This window comes from Aeromonas sp. sif2416, from assembly GCF_019218665.1.
Classification (GTDB): domain Bacteria; phylum Pseudomonadota; class Gammaproteobacteria; order Enterobacterales; family Aeromonadaceae; genus Aeromonas; species Aeromonas encheleia.
The window spans coordinates 320703-343872 of sequence record NZ_JAHUXC010000005.1 but is presented as its reverse complement, the minus strand read 5'-3'; the positions used below and the strand labels follow the sequence as shown (position 1 = coordinate 343872).

The window sequence follows — 23170 nt, the reverse complement described above, 5'->3', positions numbered from 1 at the left end:
GCTCGCCGGCAAAAGTAGCAAGCTACTTTCCCGCTGCCGCTCGACTTGCATGTGTTAGGCCTGCCGCCAGCGTTCAATCTGAGCCATGATCAAACTCTTCAATTTAAGTTTGGTTTGCGTTCATTCGTTACCGAGGTAGCGAACTTCAGCGGCTCAATGAATTGCTGAAATAAACTGTTCGGCTTGTTATTGCTAACAAGTCGTTTTGGTCACTTCACCAGACATTGAAAATCAAAAATTGTTTTTGATGCTCGACGCTGTGAGTGCCCACACAGATTGCTTGATTCAAATTGTTAAAGAGCAGGGTTTGAAACTATAACCCTCACTGGGTTGCTTTGCAAGCCAGACCAGACGCGCACTGCGCCGTGCTGATGGAGGCGCATTATAGGGATCTGGTTCTTTCTGACAAGCAAAAACTATGTGTTTTTTTGAGAAAGATGTTCAAGTGTTTAATCAACAACCAAATAGTACAAGACACCACCACAAAGGGGCTCATAGGAGGTCGAAGGCGGCGGCAACGGGGTCGAGCAGGCCAGGTGCCAGCCTCTATAAAGAAGGCTCATATATAGGAAAGCTGGATGCGGAAATAGAAAAGGGTCCTATCGGACCCTTTCAAATGCGTGCCACTGACCCATCAGATGGAGAAGCTGGAGCCGCAGCCACAGGTAGTAGAAGCGTTGGGGTTGGTCACGGTAAAGCGGGAGCCTTCCAGACCTTCGGTGTAGTCCACGCTGCCACCGACCAGATACTGCAGACTCATGGGATCGATCACCATGATGACGCCGCTCTTCTCGACGACGGTGTCCCCCTCGTTGATCTTCTCGTCAAAGGTGAAGCCGTACTGGAAACCGGAGCAGCCCCCTCCTGTGATGTAGACCCGCAACTTGAGCTCAGGGTTCTCTTCTTCGGTAATCAAGGTCTTGACCTTGTTTGCCGCCGCATCCGTCATCTGGATTGGCAACGGGGCTTCTGTTACTGCACTCATTACTGACCTCACAACCATTACATCCACAAACATGGAAACCGCGAAATTATCCAATACCCGACCATTTAGTTCAAGTATTCACCACTCTACTTACTGCACCACCGGCAAGGGGGCTGGCTGGGCCACCAACGGTTTGAGCACCTCGCTCCATTCCGTCAGCAGTTCCTGTGCGGGTTGCCTACCCTCCTTGGCGATGGTGACTCGCACCCGATCCGGGATGAAGCCTTCCGGCAACTGCCAGTTCCCTTCCAATAACTGGAAGTAGCGCAAGGCATAGCGCCCCTCACCCGCCTTCATCCCCAGCTCCCTTCCGCTGAGCGTCTTGGGTTTGTCTGCCAGGCTGCCTTCCACCCGGATCTGCACCTGACCGCGAAACAGCTCACGCTTCTTGGCTGGCTGGGTCAGGGCCAGACGATAGTGGTAACGACCGGGTACGCTGGTCTCCTGCAGGGTGAGGTTGTCCACCACCACGCCGACCTGCTCGCCGGTGGGTCTCATGATCCGCTCGAAGAAGGCCAGCTGGCGTTTCTGCTCCTGCACCTGCGCCTCCTGATCCTTGAGCGTCTGCTGCAACTGCTCGAAGGCCGCCCTCTGGGTCGCCAGCAAGGTCTCCTTGACCCCCAGCTCCGTCTTGAGCTGGCCAATGGCCTTGCTTTGACGCTCCAGGGTCTCCTGCTGCACCGTCAGCAGGCTGCTCTGGGCCAGCTCCTGCCGATTACCGACGAAATACCCGATGAGCGCCCCCATCACCAACACAATCAACAGCTTCACGATTCGGGACATAGGGCCTCTTCTATTACCACGCCATACCACGGCCACTTTCCCTTCACTATACGCGACCTCATCCGATTGATGCGGACAAACAAGGAGTTAACCGGCAGTCACGCTGCTCTCTCCCCGCTTTTGACGCGCCGCGAGCCGTAAAGTTCGCTCCAGGATCTGGGAATAGATGGGACGTCCCCCCAGCCATTGCGCCACCAGTGTGGCCCCTATGGTGGTGATCATCATGGGCAGGATCAGCTGATAGTTGTCCGTCATCTCGGTCACCAGCACTATGCCGGTGATGGGGGCTCGCACGGTCGCGGCAAACAGCGCCCCCATGCCGGCGATGGCGAAGGCGCCCGGCTCTATGCCGAGATCGGGGAAAGCCGCATGGAACAGGTGGCCGAACACCACCCCGAACAGGGTGCCGAGGGCCAGAGTCGGGGCAAAGACACCGCCGGGGGCACCGGAGCAGAAGCAGATCAGGGTGGCGATCAGCCGCACCGAGAAGATGAGGAACAGGGTCGCCATCGCATACTCATCGCCCATCAGGTGCGGGATCAGCTCGGTCCCGCCCCCCGTGACCGAGGGAGCAAACAACGACAGCACGCCGAAGGTGCCCGCCACCAGCATGCCGATGGCGACGAAGCGGTGGCGCTTGTTCTGATGCAGGGCCAGATAGCCGTCCTGACAGGCGAGCACCAACTTGTTGAAGACGAATCCCAGCACGCCGAAACAGCCGCCCATGAAGAGGAACAGCCAGAGCGCCTTCAGGGTAGGCGCATCGTAGTGAGGCAGGCTGATCACCGGCGCCTGCCCCTTCATGTTTTGCAGCATCAGGGTCGCCATCACGGCCGAGATCCCCACCGCCTTGATGGCGAGGAAGGAGTAACGGAACTGGGGCCGCATCTCCTCCATCACGAACAGGATCCCCGCCAGCGGCGCATTGAAGGCGGCGGCGAGGCCTCCCGCCGCCCCCGCCGCCAGCAGAGCATGGCCATGTTCCTTGGGCAGCCGGAAGATATCGGCCACCATCTTGCCCAAGTTGCCACCAATCTGTACCGAGGGCCCCTCCCGCCCCAGCACCATGCCCGAACTCAGGGTGCAGATACCGCCGAAGAACTTGACCGGCAATACCCGCCACCAGCGCACCGGGCGCAGCTCATCCATGGCCCCTTCGATCTCGGGAATGCCGGAGCCGCCCGCTTCCGGGGCGAAGGTGTGGGTGAGGAAATAGCCGACCAAGCCCAGCAGGGCACTGAACCCGAACCCCAGCAGGCCAAGCTGCCACCAGGGGCGATCGGCCAGCAGCGCGAGACGCTGCTCGGCCATCCAGTGCACGCCGGATTCAAACAGCCCGCATACCAGCCCGGCCAGCATGCCCACCAGGGCGGCGAGCAATAGCACCAGCAGCGGCATCTTGTCCTGCTGGATGAGGCGCCGCAGGGCGGGCGGGCGACGCGGCGGCGGAGATTCAGAAGAGGGAGGCACTTGTTGCTGCATGGGAGACCACGTTCATATCTTACCAGTTTCAAGAAACACCCGGCCCATGGCCCGGCTGCCCTGCACAGCGGCTTTCTGCTATAGTCGGCCCGTTTTCCTGTGTCACGGAGCGAGCCAGCGGCCCGGGTAGCGAGAGCGCAAAGCATACTCCTCCCATCCCTGGCTGCCGAGCCGCAATCGGCTACCGCCCCCAGTGTGACATCCAAAATCCCATTAAGGATGATCCATGTCAAAATCAGATCAGCTGTTTGAACAGGCCCGCCAGACCATTCCGGGCGGCGTCAACTCACCGGTCCGCGCCTTCAATGGGGTCGGCGGTACTCCCCGCTTCATCGATCATGCCGATGGTGCCTATCTCTATGATGTGGATGGCCAGGCCTATGTGGACTACATAGGTTCCTGGGGCCCCATGCTGCTCGGCCACAATCACCCCGCCATCAAGGCCGCGGTGATCAAGGCGGTGGAGAAGGGGCTGAGCTTCGGCGCCCCCACCGAGCTCGAGGTGCTGATGGCCGAGAAAGTGCGCCAGATCGTCCCCTCCATGGAGCAGGTACGGATGGTGAACTCCGGCACAGAGGCGACCATGAGCGCCATCCGGCTGGCCCGCGGTTACACCAACCGCGACAAGATCGTCAAATTCGAAGGCTGCTACCACGGTCACGCCGACTCCCTGCTGGTCAAGGCCGGCTCCGGCGCCCTCACCCTGGGTCAGCCCAACAGCCCGGGCGTGCCCGCCGACTTTGCCAAGCACACCCTGACCTGCGTGTTCAACGATCTGGCGTCGGTGCGCGAGGCCTTCGAGCAGTACGGCAGCGAGATCGCCTGCATCATAGTCGAGCCGGTGGCCGGCAACATGAACTGCATCCCGCCGGTGCCCGGCTTCCTGGAAGGGCTGCGCGCCATCTGCGACGAGTTCGGCGCCCTGCTGATCCTGGATGAGGTGATGACCGGTTTCCGCGTCTCCCTGCGCGGGGCGCAAGGTCACTACAACATAGAGCCGGATCTCACCACCCTCGGCAAGATCATCGGGGCCGGCATGCCGGTCGGTGCCTTCGGCGGCAAGAAGAAGGTGATGCAGTACATAGCTCCGACCGGTCCTGTCTACCAGGCCGGTACCCTGTCCGGCAACCCGGTGGCCATGGCCGCCGGCCTCGCCATGCTGGATCTGTTGCAGGAGCCGGGTCTGTATGAGCAGCTGAGCGCCAAGACCGCCCGGGTGGCCGAGGGGCTGAAGGCCGCCGCCGCCAGGCACGGCATCCCGCTCGCCATCACCCACGTGGGCGGCATGTTCGGCTTCTTCTTCACCGACGAGGCCGAGATCACCCGCTACGAGCAGGTGACCCGCTGTGACATGGAGCGCTTCAAGCGCTTCTACCACCTGATGCTGGCAGAGGGGGTCTACCTGGCGCCGAGCGCCTACGAGGCCGGCTTCCTGTCGCTGGCGCACGGTGACAAGGAGATCGAGCACACCCTGGCTGCCGCCGATCGCAGCTTCGCCAAGCTGGCAGGCTAAGCCACGCCGAAATAGCAAAGGGCCCTCAGGGGCCCTTTTTTTCATCCCCCCCCCGGCAAGCCCTCCACTCGCGTCCCTCCCCTTTCTGGTGCGATCTCAGGGCGTCCCGCCGCGCTTTGCCACCCCTTGGTGCAACATGCGCCACTCTGGCTGTCATAAAGCGGGCCCACTATTTGCACCAGCTAGTGCAGGAGCCCACTTGACCGAGGTCTATATGGCAGAGATGAGCCCCATCGATGTGCTGCGGCGCTATCAGGAATATGAAGCCGAGCTGGCCCCCCTGTTGCTGGGTCTGCTCACCCTGCCCCAGGATTCCCTCAAGGGCTATCCCTTCGTGCAGAGCATAGGTCAGAGCCAGGCCGCGCCGGCCATACTGGCCCCCGTCCCCGCCCCCCAGGCACAGCTGCGACTGGTGGTGCAGGGCCATGGCCGCGAGCTCGGCATCAACCTGCATCAGCTGATCGCCTGGCTGATGGGGGACAGGGAGCGGCGCCGCGCCATTCCCTGGTTCAGGGCGGTGTATGTGGTGCTGAGCCTGGCGCTGTTTCTCATAGTCGCGACCCTGATCTGGCATGGCCTTGAGCAGATCTACCTGCTGCTGTGCGGCACCCAGCCGAACCGGCTCGGCGCCTTCAGCGCCATCATCTTCCTGACCCTGGCGCTGGCGGTATTCGATCTGGGCAAGACCATATTGGAGGAGGAGGTGCTGCTGCATAAGGACATCTTCCGCCACAGCGCCATCCGCCGCACCATCACCCGCTTCATCGCCGCCATCCTGATCGCGGTCTCCATCGAGGGCTTGCTGCTGCTGTTCAAGGGCTCGCTGGGCCAGATCGAGCTGCTCTGGCCGGCGGTGGGGGTGATGGGTTGTGCGGTGGGGCTGCTGCTGGCGCTGGGGCTCTATGTCTTCCTCGGCGCCAAGGCCGAGGCGGCACTGGTGCAGGCCAGCCTGCGCCGCCCACCCGCGGAGGAGAGCGACGCCGGCCCACTCGCCAGGAGGCGCGGCTGGTCCAGGAGACATAAATGATGGCAGAGACCATCCACCGTGCCGGCATCCCCTTGACGGGCTGTGTCCATGTACCCCGGCCAGCCCAGTCCTATACCCCTGCTAGCCTGCGCTCTCGGCCAGCTGGGAGCGGGGCTGATGGCGCGCCGCGCGCCAGGAGGCGTACATGGTCCAGGAGGTATAGATGACGACGAAGGCCACCAGCCATTTCAACATCTCCATGTCCATGGACTGCACCACCATGGCGGCCAGCACCACCCCGAGCGGGCCGAAGATGGCCACCGCCAGCACGGCCCTGGCATCGAAGGCCCCCCGCCGGATGAAGGTGCCCGCCGAGAAGACGCTGAGCACGGCGGTGGAGCCCATCATGATGGGGAAGGCCGCCATGGGGTTCATCCCCAGCAGATAGACCAGGGTCATGCAGGGGGCGAACAGGCCTATGCCGACGTTCATCAACACCCCGAACAGGAAGTTGCCGAGCAGGGCTATGGCCAGCTTGTAGCCCGTCAGCCCCATGGCCTCGCCACCGAGGGGGAAGAGCCCCAGCAGCCCGGCGAAGATGAGCCCGGCCACCACCAGCAGGGAGACCGCCATCACCAGGCGGATGGTCTGCCGGTCGAAGGCCGCGACACGACTCGCCCCCCAGGCGGCTCCCGCCGCCGCCGCCGCCATCATGCCGATGAGGGTGAGCGGATCCACCTTGACCGCGCCGATGAAGATCAGGGACTGGGTCACGGTCGGCAACACGCACTGGCCGTTGAGGGTGCCGGGCAGCAGCCGATCATCGATCAGCTTGAACTGCTTGTAGCAGGCGGTCTTCACCGCGAAGCTGCCGACCCCCAGGGTATCGAGAAAATTGGCGACGAAGCCGATGCCCGCCACCGGCCAGAAGGGGGTGGGCTCGAGCTCGCCCAGGCGCCGCTTGTGCCACCAGGCATGGATCAGCATGAAGATGAAGACCAGGCCGCAGCCGATGAAGAGCAGGCGCAGCAGATTGATTAACATTGGGGTTCTCCAGCAAGGGCGGCGATTCTAAGGCAGCAGAAATAAAAAAATCTTGGTCAGGATCAACCATTCACCCCATGCCAACGATTCAGGGGGCCAGGTCCGGGCAGACGAGTTCGAACGGCTCTGCTAATACTTGTCGATGAGGGCGCAAGCCCGGGGTCATCGGTCGTAATTATGGTCATTTCGCGACGACCACAGTCGCCGATGGTGCATAACCAAAAGAAGGCGGTTTTCAGCTGCCTTCTTTTTTATTGCCCGCCCCTCAGCCTCGTAGCCGATGGCCCAAGGGCAACCAGCGGGGCAGCCAGGGCTCGAGGCGGTCGATCAGCCGATCCGAGCAGGGCGTCAACAACAGCAGCGGCAGACAGAGCAGGGCGAGACAGAGCGCACCGACATAGATATCCGTCAGCCAGTGAGCACCGGCGAGAATGCGGGGTGCCGAAAACAGCGGCACCATCAGCACCGCAAGGATACCGGCCCAGCGCGGCAGATAGCGCAGGGCAAACCCGGCGAAGATCATCAGAAACAGCGCATGATCGCCGGGGAAGCTGTAACCGGCAGAGTCCTTGGTGGGGATGGCGCTGAGCTCGGTCAGCCGCAGCGCTCCTGCCACCGTCAGGGTGGGACTGGGACGCTTGACCGGCAGCAGATGACCCAGCTGGTTGATCAGCAAGGCCCCCAGCAACATGACAATCCCCATCGCCACCAGACGACGGCGCTCCTGCCCATAGGCCCGGCCGAAGCAGGCTGCCAGGATAGCGCCCATGCAGGTCAGCGTGGCCAGATCGAACAGACGGTTGTTGGTGATGGCGACCAGATCGGCCCAGCGGGAGTATTGGCCCAGCCAGCCGTTGACCAGCCGGAAGGTGGAGAGATCCCATTGGTCCCATGGACCATGACCCGGCAGGGCGGCCCAGCTGATGGCGATCAGGCCCCCGACCAGATAGAAAGGTACGAACTTGCTCATGCGAGCCTCCCTTCGAATGCGAAAAAAGGCCACATGTTAAAACATAAAATTCGTGATTCAAATCACAAATTCGTGGAAGGCAATGGGAGAGGAATACCCTGCGAAATCTTATTCCGGCCACGCCAGCTGGCACCCACGCCGGATGGAGACACCACCTTGGCTCGCCCCCCCGTTGCGGCTAGTATGACGACTCCCTCTCTTCAGGATGATGACGATGCGCAGTTACCTTCGCATGATGCTGTTTGCGCTCGGTTTGCTGGCGGGTGTGCAGATACCTGGGCTGATCGATCTCTACTACCAGCGGCTGGATGCCCGCCTGCAGCAGGCCGACCTCAGTCTGGCGCCCTTCCAGGGCACAGCGGACCGGCATTTCGGCGGCGATCTGGCGGCCCTGGTCGAGCACTACAGCACCAACCCGGATCCGGTGTTTGCCCAGGATGCCGCCAGCCTGCAGCATCTGGTGAGCCAGCAGCAGCGCCTGCAACAGGAGCGCGCCTTCCAGGACAAGCCCTGGTACCAGCAGTTGTCCCACCTGCTGCTGCAACCGGATCCCCGGCTCTGGCAGGATACCCTGCACAACTACAGCTATGTGGTGCCGCTCAAGCAGGCCGCCATCTTCTGTGGGGTGGTCGGGGGTCTGCTCGCTGCCCTGCTGGGGGATCTGCTGCTCGGCATCCTCTCGCTGCCCTTCCGCCTACGCCAGCCTGCGCCGCGCCATGGCCTGCGCTGAGCCGGCGTCAGCGCAGATCAGCAAGAGGGGCCCCAGGGCCCCTCTTGCTTTCCCCTTCCCCCGAGGCGGCTACTCGAAGGGCTCGAGATAGGCCTGAATGGCCTTCTTCAACCAGGCCAGCACCTTGCCATGGTGGGCATTCTCCGACAGGTAGACCCCGTAGTCCCGCCATTGCAGGCTGAATTTGTGTTTCAGGGTCAGCAGTTCCCCCTGCCGCAGCTGACTCTGGATCAAGGGGGAAGGGAGCACGGCCCAGCCGAGCCCGTCCAGCACCGCATCCCGCATCAGCTCGAAGCTCGACAGGCCGATGTGCTGGCCGCCGATGGGCAACAGGCTCTTGACCGAAAACTCGTCGACGTAGGAGAGCGTGACCTGGGTGTGGCCGGTCAAATCCTGCTGCAGCACCCGCTTCAGGCCGGCCAGCGGGTGGCTCGGCGCCACCACCATCAGGGTGCGGATCGGATTGAGCACGTCGATATTGAGACCGCTGCGCTCCTGCTCCTCGGTGATGAGGCCAAAGGCGGCATCCACGAAGCCCTCCTCCACCAGGGCGGGCAGCTCGGGGGGCGAGGCCAGCACCAGGGAGATGCTGGTGCCGGGGAACTGGCGGCGCAGGTTGCCCAGCAGCTCGCGCCAGACCGGCTCGGGGATGGCGTCGTCCCGCGCCACCCGCAGCGCCACCTCGGCGCCTGAGGCGTGATGCTCGCACTTGAGTTTCAGGCTGTTGGCCGCCTGCAGCAACCGCTTGCAGTCGTCCAGCACCTGCTCACCGATCTCGGTCAGCCGGCTCTGGTTGGCCCCTCGTTCGAAAAGGTCGACGCCAAGCTCGATCTCCAGTGCCGCGATCGCCGTGCTGACGGCGCTGCGACTCTTGCCAAGACGCCTGGCCGCGTTGGCGATCGAGCCGCTGTCTGCTGATTCTACAAAGAGTTGTATCTGATAAAGCTTCATGATCGCGCTCTGATGGCGGAGTGTTCCAGAGTCAGATTACCCACCCCCTTTTGGCAAGGCAAACCGTCAGCGTTCGAATAGTCGACGCTCAGCGATTCCTGCGCCCCGCCCCAGCCCGGCTATCCTCTCTCCCGTCGCAGCAACAAAAGGAAATTTTATGTTATTCAGACCGCTGTTTTTAGCGCGCACCTTCTTGACGGGCGCCATCCTGACCGAGGTGGCAGGCACCTCCAGCATGGCGCTGATCCCGGAGAATGACGCCGGTTGGCTCAACTACCTGCCGATGTGGCTGCTCATCTCCTTCTCCTATCTGCTGCTGGCCAAGGCCGCCAAAACAATCTCCATTGGTATTGCGTTCGCGCTCTGGGAAGGGCTGGGGATCGCACTGATCACCACGGTCTCGGTGCTGTTCCTGGGCCATGACCTGAATGCCCAGGAGTGGATCGGGCTGGCGCTGGCAATAGTGGGTATTGTTATGGTGACTATGGGTGAGAGCCACGACGCGCCGCTGGCCCGTCAAGCTGAGTCCACAGGCCCACTCGGCGGGAAGGAGGCGACATGCACCCCTTGATCATAGTGCTGGGCGCGGCCCTGCTGGATGTGGGGGCCAACATGGCGATCAACCGCTCCCTCGGTTTCCGCCACAAGGGCTGGGGTTTTCTCGGCATACTGCTGGTGCTCTGCGCCTTCACCCTGCTCAGTGAGGCGGTGAGCACAGGCCGGATCGATCTGGCGGTGGCCTATGCCACCTGGGGCGCCATCGGCATACTCGGCACGGCGCTCGGGGGCCTGCTGCTGTTTGGCGAGCGGCTCAAGCCCGTCGGCTGGGCCGGCATCCTGGTCATGGCCCTCGCCGTCGGGCTGCTGACCACGGCCTGACCTTCGCCACTCGCCCATTAAAAAAGCCGCCAGGCAACGCCTGGCGGCTTTTTGGGTTTGTGGCAGCCCGCGAGTAGGGTTAGCGGCCCGTCTCGTAGAGCTCCAGCGGCAGGCCATCGGGATCGGCGAAGAAGGTGAAGCGCTTGCCGGTCAGCTCATCGACCCGCACCGGCTCCACCGCAATCTGGTGCCGCTGCAGATGGGCGATGACGGGCTCGAGCGCCTTCACCCGAAACGCCAGGTGGCGCAGGCCACAGGCCTCCGGCCGGGAGGGCCGCGCCGGCGGCGCCGGGAAGCTGAACAACTCCAGCTGGCTGCCGTCGGGCAGCGCCAGATCCAGCTTCCAGGAGTGGCGCTCCTCGCGCAGGGTCTCGTTGATGATGGGCAGCCCTAGCACCTCATGATAGAAGTGACGCGAGCGGCCATAGTCGCTGGCGATGATGGCCAGGTGATGGATGCCATCGAAGAGGGAAACCGTCATATCCACTCCAGAGAGACGGGCGGCGAGGCCGCCCGTCGTCGTTAGTTGAAGAAACCGCTGAACCAGTTATCCAGCGCGTTGACCGGGTTGGTCACCGGACTGGCGCAGCTGGCGGGTGCAGGCAATCCTGCCAGCTTGGCCGGCACCTGCAGGCTGCCGGGGCAATCGCTGGCGACCCGGGCGCCGCTGGAGCGGGAGAAGTTGGCCCAGCTCACCCCTTCCGGCATCTTCAGCCCCAGGCTGTTGACCCCGCGCTGGCTCATGTAGCCGCTGAACAGCTGCAGGGCACCGCTGGCCCCGGTCAGCCCGGCGGGCTGGTTGTCATCCCGGCCGACCCAGATGCTGACCAGCTCGTTGTTGTCCATCCCGGCAAACCAGGAGTCGCGCAGCTCGTTGGTGGTGCCGGTCTTGGCGGCCATGGTGGCGCCAGGGAACTTGGCGCTCAGGGCGCGGGCCGTGCCCTGGCTCACCGTCTTGGTCATGGCGAACAGGGTCAGCCAGCTGGCCTGCTGGTCCGTCACCCGCTTGGCGGCCTGATCATGCTGATAGAGCTGGCTGCCATCGCTGTTGATGACGGCGCGGATGGCCGACAGCGGCTGGGTCAGCCCCTGGTTGGCGATGGGCAGGTACATCTGGTTCACCTCCATCGGCGACAGTGCCACCGCCCCCAGCACCAGCGACGGATAGGGCTGGATATCCTGATCGACCCCCAGCTTGTGCAGGGTGTCCACCACCTTGTCCAGCCCCACCTGCAACCCCAGGTTGACGGTCGGCACGTTGAGGGAGCTGGCCAGCGCCTCCATCAGCGGCACGCTCTGGCGGAACTTGCGATCGTAGTTCTGCGGCGTCCAGATCTGGCCATCCTGACCACGGATGCGGATAGGCTGATCCTTGAGCGGGGTGCCCAGGGTCAGGCCATTGGAGAGGCCGGTGAGATAGACCGCCGGTTTCACCAGGGAGCCTATCTGGCGACGGGCATCCAGCGCGCGGTTGAAGCCGGCGTAGCGCGGATCCCGGCCACCCACCATGGCGACCACCTCCCCCTTGTGCCAGTCGGAGACCACCATGGCCGCCTCCAGCTTCTTCTTGCCACGCTGCTTCTCGATGAGCGCTAGGCCGGACTCCACCGCCTGCTCGGCGGCGTGCTGGGCGATGGGATCCAGGCTGGTGAAGATCTTGAGGCCGGACTGCTTGAGCAGATCCGGGCCGAAGCGGCTCTGGATCTCGCGCTTGAGCAGCCCCATGAAGGCCGGGGTACGGCCATAGCTCATCTGGCCACGGGCGATGATGCCGAGCGGCTGCTTGCTGGCCAGCTCGTATTCGGCCGGTTGCAGGCTGCCATGATCCATCAGCAGCTTGAGCACCAGATCCCGGCGCGCCTTGGCCCGCTCGGGGAAGCGCCAGGGATCGTAATAGGAGGGGCCCTTCACCAGCCCCACCAGCAGCGCCACCTGATCGATGTCCAGCTCGTTGACCGGGATGCCGAAGTAAAAGTAGGAGGCGAGCCCGAAGCCATAGACCCCCTGGGAGAAGTTCTGCCCCAGATAGACCTCGTTGAGGTAGGACTCCAGGATCTCGTCCTTGCTGTAGCGGTAGTCGATCAACACCGCCATGTAGGCTTCCTGCAGTTTCCGCCACAGGCTGCGCTCCCGGGTCAGGAAGAAGTTCTTGGCGAGCTGCTGGGTGAGGGTACTGCCCCCCTGAACGGTGCGACCGGCCAGCAGGTTGGCTGCCATGGCGCGCATGATGGCCACCGGCGAGACGCCGCCGTGCTGGTAGAAGTCCCGATCCTCGGTGGTGAGCAGGGTGATCAGCAGGCTGTCCGGCACCTCGGCGATGCGCACCAGCAGGCGATCCTCCCGATCCTCGGTGTTGAGTCGGTCCAGCAACACCGGGTCCATCTGGGCATAACCTAGCTGGCGCTGAGTCTCCAGGGACTGGATCCCCTCCAGCCGGGCGCCGTTGAAGGTGAGCCGCAGGCCGCGGGCGCCGTCGGCGCCGTCAGAGAATTCGAACGGACGGCGGACCAGCTCGATGCGATTGCCGTTGATGGCGTACTCGCCCGGGGTATGGGGCTGGCGCACCTGCTTGTAGCTCAGCATGTTGAGCTCGCGCAGCATCTGGGCCTGGGAGATGCGCTGGCTGGGATAGAGCTCCAGCGGACGGCTGTAAACCATCACCGGCAGTTGCCATTTCTCCCCGTCGAAGCGCTCGCGTACCTTGGTATCGAGGTAGATGCCAAATACCACCATGAAGGCGCCCACCACCAGGGAGAGCTTGAAACCAAGCCAGAACAGCTTGCGCCAGATGGTGCGGTTGGGCGCCGCCTTCTTGGGGGTACGCTTGCGTTGTTGCGTTGCCATGAATCCTCTTTGCTATTCGTTATGTCGCCATCGCGGGCGTAATCATTATCTCATTGGTCTTGGCGAGAGCCGTAGGGCCGATTGCGCTTCGCCAATCGAGCCTGACTTCCTCTACATGCCCATCTTCTTCTTGGTCACCCGGGTCGGCATCGCCTCGAGGGGATTGTCCGGCCAGTAGTGGCGGGGATAGCGCCCCTTCATCTCTTTCTTCACCAGCGCGTAGGAGCCGGCCCAGAAGGCGGCCAGATCGGCGGTGATCTGCAGCGGCCGCTGGGCCGGCGAGAGCAGCTCCACCACCAGCGCCACCCGGCCATCGGCCACGCAGGGGGTGCTGGCCTGGCCGAACATCTCCTGGATCCGCACCGGGATCACCGGCGCCTGACCCGGCTGATAGCGGATCCGCACCCGGCTGCCGGTCGGCGCGGCAAAGTGACTCGGCAGCGCCTCGTCCAACCGCCTCGGCAGCGGCCAGGGCAGGGACTGGCGCAATATGTCCACCAGATTGAGCCGCTTCAGCTGCTCCAGCCGGGTCATGCCACTCAGGGCAGGCAATAACCACTCTTCCAGCCGGGTCAGCAGGCTCTCGTCGTCCATGGCGGGCCAGCCCTCATCCGGCAACCAGTCGGCGGCGCAGCGCAGGCGGGCCAGCAGCCCTTCGCTCTGCTCATCCCAGGGCAGCACGTGCAGCCCCTTGCGGCGAATGCCCTGCAGCAGGCAGCGCCCCTTCTGCTCGTCCGACAACTCGGTCAGCGGCCGCTGGCTCAGCACCAGTTCGCCGAGCACCTGCTGGCGCTCGGCCCGCACCCGCTCCTCCCGCTCGTCCCAGTCGAACCACTGGCGCTCGCTCACCAGTTCGGGCAGCAGGCGGACCAGCTCGTCCAGCTCCACCGGCTCGGCGATGAAGATGCGGCTGCCGCGCTCGTTCTGCCCCATCTCGATGGCGATCAGGGCGCCTTGTCCCTGGCATGGATGACCTTCTACCAGATCGCAGCTCACCCCACCACTGAGTTGATAGCGGGTGGCGCTGCGCAACTTGCCGATCCGATCCGGCCAGGCGAGGGCGCACAGCAGCCCCAGCCACTGCCCCTGAGCCTCCCGTGGTGCAGAGCCGGGCCGCACCCCGAGCCGCTCGAACCAGCGGGCGGCGCCCTGACGCAGGGCCCCCAGGCGGCGGTGGAACAGCACCGAGAGGCGCTCGGATCCTCGCAGATCCTCTTCCAGCAGCGCCACCAGATAAGCGGCATCGGCGACAATCCCTGTCAGACCCTCGGCCTCCAGCTCCCGGGCCCGCAGCAGCAGGCGCGCCAGCCGGGGATGAGTGCCGAGCGCCGCCATGGCCCGACCCTGAGGGGTGAGCTGTTGCTCACCGCCCGGCTGCATGGCCCCGAGGGCCACCAGCAGACGCTGGGCGCCGGCCAGCGCGGCGGCGGGGGGCATGTCCAGCAGCGGCAGGCTCTCCACCCTGGCCCCCCACTGGGCGGCATCCAGCAGCAGACCGGTCAGCTCCTGGGTCAGGATGTCCGGCGGGCTCTGCTCGGCGAGGCGCTCCTGCACCTCGCTGCTCCACAGCCGGTAGCAGACCCCAGAGCCGAGGCGACCCGCCCGGCCCGCCCGCTGAGTGGCGGAGGCCCTGGCGATCTGGCGGGTCTCCAGCCGGGTGACACCGCTCTTCAGATCGAAGCTGGCGCGCCGCTCCAGCCCGCTGTCGATGACGACCGAGACCCCCTCTATGGTGAGGGAGGTCTCCGCCACATTGGTGGTGAGCACCAGCTTGCGACAGCCCGCCGGCGCCGGCTCGATGGCGGCCTGCTGCGCCGCCATGTCGAGGCGGCCATAGAGCGGCGCCAGGCGCACATCATCGGGCAGCCGTCCTGCCAGCCACTGGGCCAGCCGCTCTATCTCCCCCTGCCCCGGCAGGAACACCAGGGCGCTGCCGGCGTGGCTGGCCAGCGCCTCCAGCACCACGGCGCCCAGCTGGGGCTCCAGCCACTGCTGGCGATTGGCGGGGCGATAGTGGTAGTCGATGGGGAAGCCGCGCCCCTCGGAGCGGATGACGGGAGCGTCCGGCAGCAGGCTCTCCAGCGCCATGCCATCCAGGGTGGCGGACATGATCAGCAACTTGAGATCGTCGCGCAGCCCCTGCTGGCTCTCGATGGCGAAGGCCAGGGCGGTGTCGGCATGCAGGCTGCGCTCGTGGAATTCATCGAAGATGATCAGGGAGACGCCAGGGAGCTCGGGATCCTGCTGCAACATCCGGGTCAGCACCCCCTCGGTCACTATCTCCAGCCGGGTCTGGGCACTGACTCGGCTCTCGCCGCGCACCCGCAGGCCGATGCGCTCCCCCACCTTCTCGCCGAGTTGGCGGGCCAGGAAGCCGGCGATGTTGCGCGCCGCCAGCCGACGGGGCTCCAGCATGATGATGCGGCCGGACAAGCGGGCCTGGCGCACCAGCTCCAGCGGCAACAGGGTCGACTTGCCCGCGCCGGGCGGCGCCTGCAGGATCACGCTGGCGTGCTGGTCGATGGCATCAAACAGCCCGGACAGCACCGAAACGATGGGGAGTTGGGACAAAGCGGCGAAAACCTTCTGTGATGACCTTAAAAACGGCGTCTATTCTGCCATAGAATGGGGCCATGTTATGAGCGTGAAAAAAAGGCACCATCCCCCGAATGGCCAAACTCTTCTTTGCCCTGCCCCTGCACGAGACTGCCCCCGAGCTGATCGACTGGCGTGACCGACGCCCCTGGCCCGGCCTGCCGGTGCCCCAGGCCAACCTGCACCTGACCCTGGCCTTTCTCGGCGAAGCCGACGAGGCCACCCAGGCCAGGCTGATGGCCGCTGCCGAGCGGCAACACTGCCCGCCGCTGCGCATCCCGTTGGATCAGACCGGCTGGTTCCACCGCGCCAAGGCCGCCTGGGTGGGGCCCAGCGAGTGGCCGAACGAGTTGAATGTGCTGGCCAAAGCGCTGCGGCGCCACGGCGAGAGGCTGGGCCTTGGCAACGGCGAGCAGGGTTATCGCCCCCATGTCACCCTGTCGCGCAAGGCCGGCGAGGCCCCCGCCGAGCTGCCGGCGCCGGATTTCGTGCTGACCGCCGATCACTTCTGCCTCTATCGCTCCGTCAGCACGCCGGACGGGGTCTGCTACCAGCCGCTCGCCTGCTGGCCCCTGCGCGCCCGCGCCAAGGCGGACACGCGAGAAGACCTGGCCTGATGAGCCATCCCCTTTGCAACCCAGCCCGCGGGTTGCTCGCCCAGAGAAACAAACAACAAACAATTAAGAAAGGACAGCGCCCCATGATTTTCGATCCCCCTCTGCAATCCGGCCTGCTGGTCTCCCGCTACAAACGCTTCCTGACCGACGTGCTGCTGGACGATGGCGAGCAGATCACCATCCACTGCGCCAATACCGGGGCCATGACCGGTTGCGCCGAGCCGGGCACCCGGGTCTGGTACTCCACCTCCAACAATCCCAAGCGCAAGCTGGCCCACAGCTGGGAGATCGCCGAGAGCCCGGCGGGGCACTTCATCTGCGTCAACACCGCCCGCGCCAACCAGATAGCCCGCGAGCTGATCGAGCAGGCGGCGCTGCCCCCCTTGGCGGGCTATGCCAGGCTGCGCACCGAGGTGAAATATGGCGAGGAGAACAGCCGCATCGATCTGCTGCTGGAGGATGACCACAAGCCCGATTGCTACATAGAGGTCAAGTCCGTCACCCTGCTCGACGAGCGGGCGGCGCCGGGAATGGGCTACTTCCCGGATGCGGTCACCACTCGTGGCGCCAAGCACCTGCGCGAGCTGATGGCCATGAAGGCGGCGGGGCATCGCGCCGTGTTGTTATTCATGGTATTGCACTCCGGAATAGCGCGGATGCGTCCTGCAACCCACATAGATCCGCACTATAGTCAGCTTATTGAGCAAGCCATGGCGGCAGGGGTTGAAATTTTATGCTATCGCCCCCATGTTGGGGTGCAGAGCATGGTGGCCCAAGGCTTTATTCCGTTTGAATCTGGCCACCTGCAACCCGAGGGCAGCGAATAAATGCTGGAATGGGTAACATTATTGGCAAGGCTTGTTTGCCTCCAGTTGACCCTTCTGCTATAGATACCGCCCTCAATTTACGGATGGCACGAGTAGCGTGCTGAATTAGGAGACAGGGCATGCCAACAGGCGAAAACAGGAAATCTCTGGGCCCCCTGGCCATTGCGGGTGTAGAGCCTTACCAGGTGAAAGCCGGTGAGGAGTACATGAATGACCAACAGAAGGTTCATTTCCGCAAAATCCTGGGAGCCTGGCGTAACCAACTGATGCAGGAAGTTGACCGCACCGTTGACCATATGAAGGATGAGGCTGCCAACTTCCCGGATCCAGTCGATCGCGCCGCGCAGGAAGAAGAGTTCGCGCTCGAACTGCGTACCCGCGACCGTGAACGCAAGCTGATCAAGAAGATCGAGAAGACCTTGCTGCTACTCGAAGAAGACGACTTTGGTTACTGCGAACACTGCGGTATCGAAATTGGTATTCGTCGCCTCGAAGCCCGTCCGACCGCCGACCTCTGTGTCGACTGCAAGACACTGGCTGAAATCAAGGAAAAACAGATGGCTGGCTGATGCCGACCCTCGACATAGTCAAAAAAGGGAGCTTGCGGGCTCCCTTTTTTATTGAGCTTTTAGCACTGGCATCCCAGAATGCAGCCTCAATGCATCGTCTACCCGAATCTCCATGGCCATGACTCCCCTCTCCCGACCCTATGTCGGCCGCTTCGCCCCCTCCCCGTCCGGCCCACTCCACTTCGGTTCGCTGGTGGCGGCCCTCGGCAGCTTCCTGCAGGCCAGGGCGCAAAGGGGACGCTGGCTGGTGCGCATCGAAGACATAGATCCGCCGCGGGAGATGGCCGGGGCCAGTGAGCTCATCCTCCATACCCTGGTGGCCCATGGCCTGCATTGGGATGGGGAGGTGATCTACCAGAGCCGGCGCCACGCCCGCTATGACGAGATCATCGAGCGGCTCTACCGGGCGGGGGATCTCTACTGGTGCCGCTGTACCCGGCGCGAGATCATGGCCGGCGGCGGCTTCTATGGCGGTCACTGCCGCGAGTTGGGGCTGGCGCCGGCAGGCTGCGCCGCTCGCCTGCGCCAGCGACGCCCCGTCTATCATTTCGATGATGCGCTGCAGGGGAGGATAGCCGTGCCCGCCGCCCTGGCGGAGGAGGACTTCATCGTTCGCCGCCGCGACGGGCTCTATGCCTACAACCTGGCGGTGGTGGTGGATGACATGGACAGCGGCATCAGCGAGATAGTGCGTGGCGCCGATCTGCTGGAGCCCACGGTGCGCCAGATCGCGCTCTACCAGACGCTGGGGGCCGGCGTGCCCGACTGGGTACATTTGCCGCTGGCGGTGCTGGCGGATGGCAACAAGCTCTCCAAGCAGAACCACGCCCCGGCACTGTCCCTCGACGAGGTGAGGCCGGCGCTGTGGCAGGCGCTCGCCTTCCTCGGCCAGTGCCCGCCCCCCGAGCTGCGAAGCTGCAGCATCGAGGAGATCATCGGCTGGGGAATAGAATTCTGGCGGCTGGAGCTTGTCCCCCGCCAGCCAAAGATCGCCCTGGCGACCAGCTGAGCAGGTTCAGGCTAGAGGAGCAGACAGCGCTGTTGCTTGTATGACCAGGCCCGAATAAGGGAAGCAGGCCACACCGTTTCTCATTTGGTCAGGCCTGAGCTATGATAGGCCGCTATTTTTTGGCCTCCCGTCAATTTGAAGTCATGAAGAGGTGTACCATTTTTTCCCAGATCGCAAACTTTTGCCGCAAGGTGCTCGGCAAGGACGACGGCGAGCAGTCGGTTGAATCTACCCTGCCGGTCCACGTAGCCGGCCAGCGTCGAACCTTGAGCCGCGACCAGCACCCCATCTCGCGCAAAGAGATCAGCGAGAATGCGCTCAAGGTGCTCTACCGCCTGAACAAGGGTGGCTATGACGCCTACCTGGTCGGGGGTGGTGTCCGGGATATTCTGCTCGGGAAGACACCAAAGGATTTCGACATCGCCACCAACGCGACGCCGGAGCAGATCAAGGCATTGTTCAGCAACTGCCGCCTGATCGGCCGCCGTTTCCGCCTGGCGCACATCGTCTTTGGTCGTGACGTGATCGAAGTGGCCACCTTCCGGGGTCACCACCATCAGGTCAATACCAGCAAACATGTGTCGGCCCAGTCTGATGAAGGCATGCTGCTGCGCGACAACGTCTACGGCACCATCGAAGAGGATGCCGAGCGCCGTGACTTTACCGTCAACGCCCTCTACTACAGCGCCAAGGATTTCACCCTGCACGATTTCGAGGGTGGCATCGAGGATCTCGCCCAGCGCAAGCTGGAGCTGATCGGTGACCCCGAGACCCGCTACCGGGAAGATCCGGTGCGGATGCTGCGGGCCGTGCGCTTCGCCGCCAAGCTGGACATGAACATCAGCCCGCGTACCGCCGCCCCCATCAAGGAGCTGGCGTCGCTGCTGCAGGATATCCCGCCCGCCCGCCTGTTTGAGGAGACCCTCAAGCTGTTCCTGGCTGGCGATGGCCTGGCGACCTACAAGCTGCTGCGCGAATACGGGCTGTTCCAGCCGCTGTTCCCGCAGGTAGCCGCCCTGTTCACCCCCCATGGCAACTCGCCGTTCGAGCAGTTCATCGAGCTGGCGCTGATGGACACCGACACCCGGGTGCGTGAAGACAAGCGGGTCACCCCCGCCTTCCTCTACGCCTCCCTGTTGTGGGGCGCCGTCGAGGCCCGTGCCCGGGTGCTGGAAAACGAGAGCGGCCTGCCCTGGCACGACGCCTTCATGCTGGCCATCAACGAGGTGCTGGACGCCCAGGTACGGATCATCGCCGTGCCGCGCCGCTTCACCACCGACGTGCGCGACATCTGGGCGCTGCAACAGCGGCTGACCCGTCGTCAGGGCCGTCACCCCGAGCGGGCCATGGAGCATCCGAAGTTCCGCGCCGCCTTCGACTTCCTGTTGCTGCGCAACCGGGTCGAGCGTGGCCTCGGCGAACTCGCCAGCTGGTGGGAACGCTATGTGGAATCCAACCCGGATGTGCGCCCGCAACTGCAGCGGGAAGCGACCCGGGGCGGTGAGCGCACCCTGCAGCGGGAAGCGACCCGCGAGGGTGAAGGCGCACCGGCACCGGCTGGCGAGAAGCGCAGCGGCAACAGCAACAGCAACAGCCGCAATCGTCGTCGCCCCCGTCGTCGCAAACCGAAAGCGGCCGAGTGATAAAAAAGTGATGACCGAGGTCTTCGTTGCCATCGGCTCCAACCTGGGGGATCCCATCGCCCAGGCCAGGCGCGCCGTCACCGCATTGGCGGCGTTGCCACAGACCGAACAGTTGCAGGCCTCATCGCTTTACGGCAGCCGCCCCATGGGCCCTGCCGATCAGCCGGACTACGTCAATGCCGTGGTGCGGCTCAATACCCGGCTCGGCCCCCTGGCCCTGCTGGATCAGCTGCAAAGAATCGAGTTGGAACAGGGACGTGTGCGCAAGGACGAGCGTTGGGGTCCAAGGACCCTGGATCTGGATCTGCTGCTCTATGGGGAGCAGATCATCCAGCATGAACGCCTGACCGTCCCCCACTACGGCATGAAGGAGCGGGAATTCGTGCTGCTCCCCCTCGCCGAACTTGCGCCCGCTCTGGTACTGCCCTGCGGTACCCCGCTCTCCGAACTGGTCGCCCGCTGCCCGCGCAATGGTCTCGTGATCCTTGCCGACGCCACGGGTGCGTAGACGAGTCGCCGTCATGAGCAAGATCGCCACCACCATCCTGCGCCAATCCAGGCCGACCCGTCAGACATTCACCGCCATCGCGACCCCGAAGATCATTCCCGACCTAGTGGGCGAGTAGGAGCAACCTAATGAGCAAGATCACCACCACCAGCCTCCTGAAGATGAAGCAGGACGGACAAAAAATCACCGCCATCACCGCCTATGACGCCAGCTTCGCCAAGCTGTTCGACGACGAGGGCGCCCAGGTGCTGCTGATCGGCGATTCCCTGGGCATGGTGCTGCAAGGGGGAGAAGACACCCTGGCGGTCAGCATGGACGAGATGGTCTACCACACCCGCTGCGTGGTGCGTGGCACCAGCAAGGCGCTGGTGGTCAGCGACATGCCGTTCATGAGCTACGCCACCCCGGAGCAGACCTACCAGAACGCCGCCCGACTGATGGCCGCCGGTGCCCGCATGGTGAAGATGGAAGGGGGGGACTGGTTGTGTGACAGCATCCGCCACCTGACCCGCAACGGCGTCCCCGTCTGTGCTCACCTGGGCCTGACCCCGCAATCCGTGCACGTGTTTGGCGGCTTCAAGGTGCAGGGCCGCGATGAATTCCACGCCCAGGAGATCTACCGCCAGGCGCTCGAGCTGCAGGCGGCCGGGATCCAGCTGCTGGTGCTGGAATGCGTGCCGGTCAGCCTGGCCGAGCGCATCACCAAGGCGCTGCGCATCCCGGTGATCGGCATAGGTGCCGGCCCGGCCACCGATGGCCAGATCCTGGTGATGCACGACGCCTTCGGCATCACCTCCGGCTATGTGCCCAAGTTCACCAAGAACTTCCTGGCCGAGACCGGCGATCTGCATGCCGCCGTCCGTCTCTACGTGAAACAGGTCAGCGAGGGCACCTTCCCCGGTCCCGAGCACTGCTTCAACTGAGCAAGGCCTCATTCATGGCAACGGGGGCATCAGCCCCCGTTTCGCCATCCATATCCAGGCTGATTCAACCCCTCTCTCTTTGATGTATCCGAAGGTAACCGCCGATGTTGGTTGTGAACAATCCCGTCGATCTGCGTGAACAGATCGGTCAATGGCGCCGTGAAGGGCGCACCATCGCATTCGTGCCCACCATGGGCAATCTGCACCAGGGCCATCTCACTCTGGTTGAACAGGCGCGCCGCCACGGCGAGAAGGTGGTGGTCAGCATCTTCGTGAACCCGCTGCAGTTCGACAAGGCCGATGACCTCGCCAACTACCCGCGCACCCTGGAGCAGGATTGTGCCGCCCTGCAAGGGGCCGGCGTGGATCTAGTGTTCACACCGACCCCCGAGCTGATGTATCCCCACGGCCTGGCCAGCCAGACCTTCGTCGAGGTGCCCGGCCTCTCCGGCCTGCTGGAAGGGGCGCTGCGCCCCGGCCACTTCCGCGGTGTCAGCACAGTCGTCGCCAAGCTGTTCAACCTGGTCCAGCCGGACCTGGCCTGCTTCGGCCAGAAGGATTACCAGCAGCTGGCGCTGATCCGCAAGATGGTGGCCGACATGGCCATCCCGGTCGAGATCGTCGGCGTACCGACGGTGCGAGCGGAAGACGGACTGGCGCTGTCATCGCGCAACGGCTACCTCAGCGCCGCCGAGCGGGCCCTGGCCCCCGAGCTGGCCCGCACCATGAACTGGGTCGCCGAGCAGATCGAGGCCGGTGATCACCACCTGCCCTCCCTGGTAGCCCAGGCCAGTCAGCGCCTCGATAACGCCGGCTTCAGGACTGACGCCATCGACATCGTCGATGCCGATACGCTCGAATCCGCCACCGAGGCCAGCGAGCGCCTGGTGATCCTGATGGCCGCCTATCTGGGCAAGGCCCGCCTCATCGACAATTGTGTGGTCACGCTCGGGGCCTGACAGGTCCCGACAAGGAGAAAGAGATGTCCAAGAAGGTTTATTGCATCGCCCAGTTCCAGCCCAAGGCCGGTCAGGAGCAGGCGCTGTTTCAGGTATTGCAGGGGCTCGAGCCCAACACCCTGCGGGAAGATGGCTGCCAACAGTACATAGTCACCCGCCACATCCCCAGCCCCTTCGCCGAGGGCGAGAGCTTCCCCATCGCCTTCAACGAGATCTGGCGCGACATGGCGAGCTTCGAGGCTCACTGCCAGCGCGCCGAGATCAAGGCCTTCTTCGAGCGCTATTGCCTCGCCGAAGACGGCATAGTTGCCAAGTGGAACGTCTGCATCTACAGCGATGAACCGGCGCACTACGACGCCCCCGTTTTCTGAT

General features: G+C 63.9%; 23 protein-coding genes and 1 rRNA gene. 14 read left to right on the top strand and 10 right to left on the bottom strand.

Annotation, left to right across the window (positions count from 1 at the left end):
- The 4 genes from KW821_RS12720 to clcA form a co-directional block, all read right to left on the bottom strand.
- Window positions 1-105 (bottom strand): 16S ribosomal RNA (locus KW821_RS12720); the annotation flags it as partial.
- A 529-nt stretch (window positions 106-634) separates the two neighbouring features.
- Window positions 635-985, bottom strand: a complete 351-nt coding sequence (erpA, locus tag KW821_RS12715) for an iron-sulfur cluster insertion protein ErpA (RefSeq protein WP_042652973.1) — start codon at window positions 983-985, stop codon at window positions 635-637.
- 90 nt (window positions 986-1075) lie between these two features.
- Complete coding sequence (locus tag KW821_RS12710; RefSeq protein ID WP_218291689.1) at window positions 1076-1768, bottom strand: DUF6776 family protein; 693 nt, start codon at window positions 1766-1768, stop codon at window positions 1076-1078.
- Between the two features lie 87 nt (window positions 1769-1855).
- Entirely contained in the window at window positions 1856-3250 is a 1395-nt protein-coding gene (gene clcA, locus KW821_RS12705; RefSeq protein WP_042652975.1) for a H(+)/Cl(-) exchange transporter ClcA, read from the bottom strand.
- A 226-nt stretch (window positions 3251-3476) separates the two neighbouring features.
- Here clcA and hemL point away from each other — a divergent pair, with 226 nt between their 5' ends.
- Entirely contained in the window at window positions 3477-4763 is a 1287-nt protein-coding gene (gene hemL, locus KW821_RS12700; protein WP_218291688.1) for a glutamate-1-semialdehyde 2,1-aminomutase, read from the top strand.
- A gap of 214 nt (window positions 4764-4977) precedes the next feature.
- Window positions 4978-5790 carry a hypothetical protein gene (locus KW821_RS12695; protein WP_042653308.1) on the top strand — a complete coding sequence of 271 codons (813 nt, stop codon included), beginning with the start codon at window positions 4978-4980 and terminating at the stop codon, window positions 5788-5790.
- 81 nt (window positions 5791-5871) lie between these two features.
- Here the strand turns inward: KW821_RS12695 and KW821_RS12690 are convergent, their stop codons facing one another.
- Together KW821_RS12690 and KW821_RS12685 are read right to left on the bottom strand one after the other, a co-directional pair.
- A complete protein-coding gene (locus KW821_RS12690; protein ID WP_218291687.1) occupies window positions 5872-6774 on the bottom strand; it encodes a sulfite exporter TauE/SafE family protein in 903 nt (300 codons plus the stop codon).
- A gap of 265 nt (window positions 6775-7039) precedes the next feature.
- Entirely contained in the window at window positions 7040-7744 is a 705-nt protein-coding gene (locus KW821_RS12685; protein ID WP_218291686.1) for a phosphatase PAP2 family protein, read from the bottom strand.
- Between the two features lie 214 nt (window positions 7745-7958).
- On the opposite strand from KW821_RS12685, the gene KW821_RS12680 reads away from it, so the two are divergent.
- Window positions 7959-8474, top strand: a complete 516-nt coding sequence (locus tag KW821_RS12680; protein WP_218291685.1) for a DUF2937 family protein — start codon at window positions 7959-7961, stop codon at window positions 8472-8474.
- Between the two features lie 69 nt (window positions 8475-8543).
- Here the strand turns inward: KW821_RS12680 and KW821_RS12675 are convergent, their stop codons facing one another.
- Complete coding sequence (locus KW821_RS12675; protein WP_042652980.1) at window positions 8544-9425, bottom strand: LysR family transcriptional regulator; 882 nt, start codon at window positions 9423-9425, stop codon at window positions 8544-8546.
- A 157-nt stretch (window positions 9426-9582) separates the two neighbouring features.
- Here KW821_RS12675 and KW821_RS12670 point away from each other — a divergent pair, with 157 nt between their 5' ends.
- Complete coding sequence (locus KW821_RS12670; protein ID WP_218291684.1) at window positions 9583-9996, top strand: multidrug efflux SMR transporter; 414 nt, start codon at window positions 9583-9585, stop codon at window positions 9994-9996.
- On the top strand, window positions 9984-10304 hold the full coding sequence (locus KW821_RS12665; RefSeq protein WP_218291683.1) for an SMR family transporter: 321 nt from the start codon (window positions 9984-9986) through the stop codon (window positions 10302-10304). The genes KW821_RS12670 and KW821_RS12665 overlap by 13 nt, the downstream gene beginning before the upstream one ends.
- A gap of 79 nt (window positions 10305-10383) precedes the next feature.
- On the opposite strand, the gene KW821_RS12660 is transcribed toward KW821_RS12665, so the two are convergent.
- From KW821_RS12660 to hrpB, 3 genes are all read right to left on the bottom strand, one after another.
- Entirely contained in the window at window positions 10384-10785 is a 402-nt protein-coding gene (locus KW821_RS12660; protein ID WP_218291682.1) for a VOC family protein, read from the bottom strand.
- A gap of 41 nt (window positions 10786-10826) precedes the next feature.
- Entirely contained in the window at window positions 10827-13148 is a 2322-nt protein-coding gene (mrcB, locus tag KW821_RS12655) for a penicillin-binding protein 1B (protein WP_218291681.1), read from the bottom strand.
- A gap of 111 nt (window positions 13149-13259) precedes the next feature.
- Entirely contained in the window at window positions 13260-15719 is a 2460-nt protein-coding gene (gene hrpB / locus KW821_RS12650; protein WP_218291680.1) for an ATP-dependent helicase HrpB, read from the bottom strand.
- Window positions 15720-15817: 98 nt separating this feature from the next.
- On the opposite strand from hrpB, the gene thpR reads away from it, so the two are divergent.
- From thpR to KW821_RS12605, 9 genes are all read left to right on the top strand, one after another.
- A complete protein-coding gene (gene thpR, locus KW821_RS12645) occupies window positions 15818-16360 on the top strand; it encodes an RNA 2',3'-cyclic phosphodiesterase (protein WP_218291679.1) in 543 nt (180 codons plus the stop codon).
- A gap of 83 nt (window positions 16361-16443) precedes the next feature.
- The gene (gene sfsA, locus KW821_RS12640; RefSeq protein ID WP_218291678.1) at window positions 16444-17187 is read left to right on the top strand and encodes a DNA/RNA nuclease SfsA; all 744 of its coding nucleotides are present in this window, start codon (window positions 16444-16446) and stop codon (window positions 17185-17187) included.
- 119 nt (window positions 17188-17306) lie between these two features.
- On the top strand, window positions 17307-17756 hold the full coding sequence (gene dksA / locus KW821_RS12635; RefSeq protein ID WP_005329052.1) for an RNA polymerase-binding protein DksA: 450 nt from the start codon (window positions 17307-17309) through the stop codon (window positions 17754-17756).
- A gap of 112 nt (window positions 17757-17868) precedes the next feature.
- The gene (gene gluQRS, locus KW821_RS12630) at window positions 17869-18765 is read left to right on the top strand and encodes a tRNA glutamyl-Q(34) synthetase GluQRS (RefSeq protein WP_218291677.1); all 897 of its coding nucleotides are present in this window, start codon (window positions 17869-17871) and stop codon (window positions 18763-18765) included.
- Between the two features lie 143 nt (window positions 18766-18908).
- Window positions 18909-20408, top strand: a complete 1500-nt coding sequence (pcnB, locus tag KW821_RS12625; RefSeq protein WP_218291676.1) for a polynucleotide adenylyltransferase PcnB — start codon at window positions 18909-18911, stop codon at window positions 20406-20408.
- A 10-nt stretch (window positions 20409-20418) separates the two neighbouring features.
- A complete protein-coding gene (gene folK, locus KW821_RS12620; RefSeq protein WP_218291675.1) occupies window positions 20419-20916 on the top strand; it encodes a 2-amino-4-hydroxy-6-hydroxymethyldihydropteridine diphosphokinase in 498 nt (165 codons plus the stop codon).
- A 128-nt stretch (window positions 20917-21044) separates the two neighbouring features.
- On the top strand, window positions 21045-21839 hold the full coding sequence (gene panB / locus KW821_RS12615) for a 3-methyl-2-oxobutanoate hydroxymethyltransferase (RefSeq protein ID WP_042652990.1): 795 nt from the start codon (window positions 21045-21047) through the stop codon (window positions 21837-21839).
- A gap of 104 nt (window positions 21840-21943) precedes the next feature.
- On the top strand, window positions 21944-22798 hold the full coding sequence (panC, locus tag KW821_RS12610; protein WP_218291674.1) for a pantoate--beta-alanine ligase: 855 nt from the start codon (window positions 21944-21946) through the stop codon (window positions 22796-22798).
- A gap of 23 nt (window positions 22799-22821) precedes the next feature.
- Complete coding sequence (locus KW821_RS12605; protein ID WP_218291673.1) at window positions 22822-23169, top strand: putative quinol monooxygenase; 348 nt, start codon at window positions 22822-22824, stop codon at window positions 23167-23169.
- Window position 23170 lies beyond the last annotated feature (1 nt).

Coding starts and splice junctions, on each gene's coding strand:
- erpA (WP_042652973.1), bottom strand. CDS start 985: ATGAGTGCAGTAACAGAAGCCCCGTTGCCAATCCAGATGACGGATGCG.
- KW821_RS12710 (WP_218291689.1), bottom strand. CDS start 1,768: ATGTCCCGAATCGTGAAGCTGTTGATTGTGTTGGTGATGGGGGCGCTC.
- clcA (WP_042652975.1), bottom strand. CDS start 3,250: ATGCAGCAACAAGTGCCTCCCTCTTCTGAATCTCCGCCGCCGCGTCGC.
- hemL (WP_218291688.1), top strand. CDS start 3,477: ATGTCAAAATCAGATCAGCTGTTTGAACAGGCCCGCCAGACCATTCCG.
- KW821_RS12695 (WP_042653308.1), top strand. CDS start 4,978: ATGGCAGAGATGAGCCCCATCGATGTGCTGCGGCGCTATCAGGAATAT.
- KW821_RS12690 (WP_218291687.1), bottom strand. CDS start 6,774: ATGTTAATCAATCTGCTGCGCCTGCTCTTCATCGGCTGCGGCCTGGTC.
- KW821_RS12685 (WP_218291686.1), bottom strand. CDS start 7,744: ATGAGCAAGTTCGTACCTTTCTATCTGGTCGGGGGCCTGATCGCCATC.
- KW821_RS12680 (WP_218291685.1), top strand. CDS start 7,959: ATGCGCAGTTACCTTCGCATGATGCTGTTTGCGCTCGGTTTGCTGGCG.
- KW821_RS12675 (WP_042652980.1), bottom strand. CDS start 9,425: ATGAAGCTTTATCAGATACAACTCTTTGTAGAATCAGCAGACAGCGGC.
- KW821_RS12670 (WP_218291684.1), top strand. CDS start 9,583: ATGTTATTCAGACCGCTGTTTTTAGCGCGCACCTTCTTGACGGGCGCC.
- KW821_RS12665 (WP_218291683.1), top strand. CDS start 9,984: ATGCACCCCTTGATCATAGTGCTGGGCGCGGCCCTGCTGGATGTGGGG.
- KW821_RS12660 (WP_218291682.1), bottom strand. CDS start 10,785: ATGACGGTTTCCCTCTTCGATGGCATCCATCACCTGGCCATCATCGCC.
- mrcB (WP_218291681.1), bottom strand. CDS start 13,148: ATGGCAACGCAACAACGCAAGCGTACCCCCAAGAAGGCGGCGCCCAAC.
- thpR (WP_218291679.1), top strand. CDS start 15,818: ATGGCCAAACTCTTCTTTGCCCTGCCCCTGCACGAGACTGCCCCCGAG.
- sfsA (WP_218291678.1), top strand. CDS start 16,444: ATGATTTTCGATCCCCCTCTGCAATCCGGCCTGCTGGTCTCCCGCTAC.
- dksA (WP_005329052.1), top strand. CDS start 17,307: ATGCCAACAGGCGAAAACAGGAAATCTCTGGGCCCCCTGGCCATTGCG.
- gluQRS (WP_218291677.1), top strand. CDS start 17,869: ATGGCCATGACTCCCCTCTCCCGACCCTATGTCGGCCGCTTCGCCCCC.
- pcnB (WP_218291676.1), top strand. CDS start 18,909: ATGAAGAGGTGTACCATTTTTTCCCAGATCGCAAACTTTTGCCGCAAG.
- folK (WP_218291675.1), top strand. CDS start 20,419: ATGACCGAGGTCTTCGTTGCCATCGGCTCCAACCTGGGGGATCCCATC.
- panB (WP_042652990.1), top strand. CDS start 21,045: ATGAGCAAGATCACCACCACCAGCCTCCTGAAGATGAAGCAGGACGGA.
- panC (WP_218291674.1), top strand. CDS start 21,944: ATGTTGGTTGTGAACAATCCCGTCGATCTGCGTGAACAGATCGGTCAA.
- KW821_RS12605 (WP_218291673.1), top strand. CDS start 22,822: ATGTCCAAGAAGGTTTATTGCATCGCCCAGTTCCAGCCCAAGGCCGGT.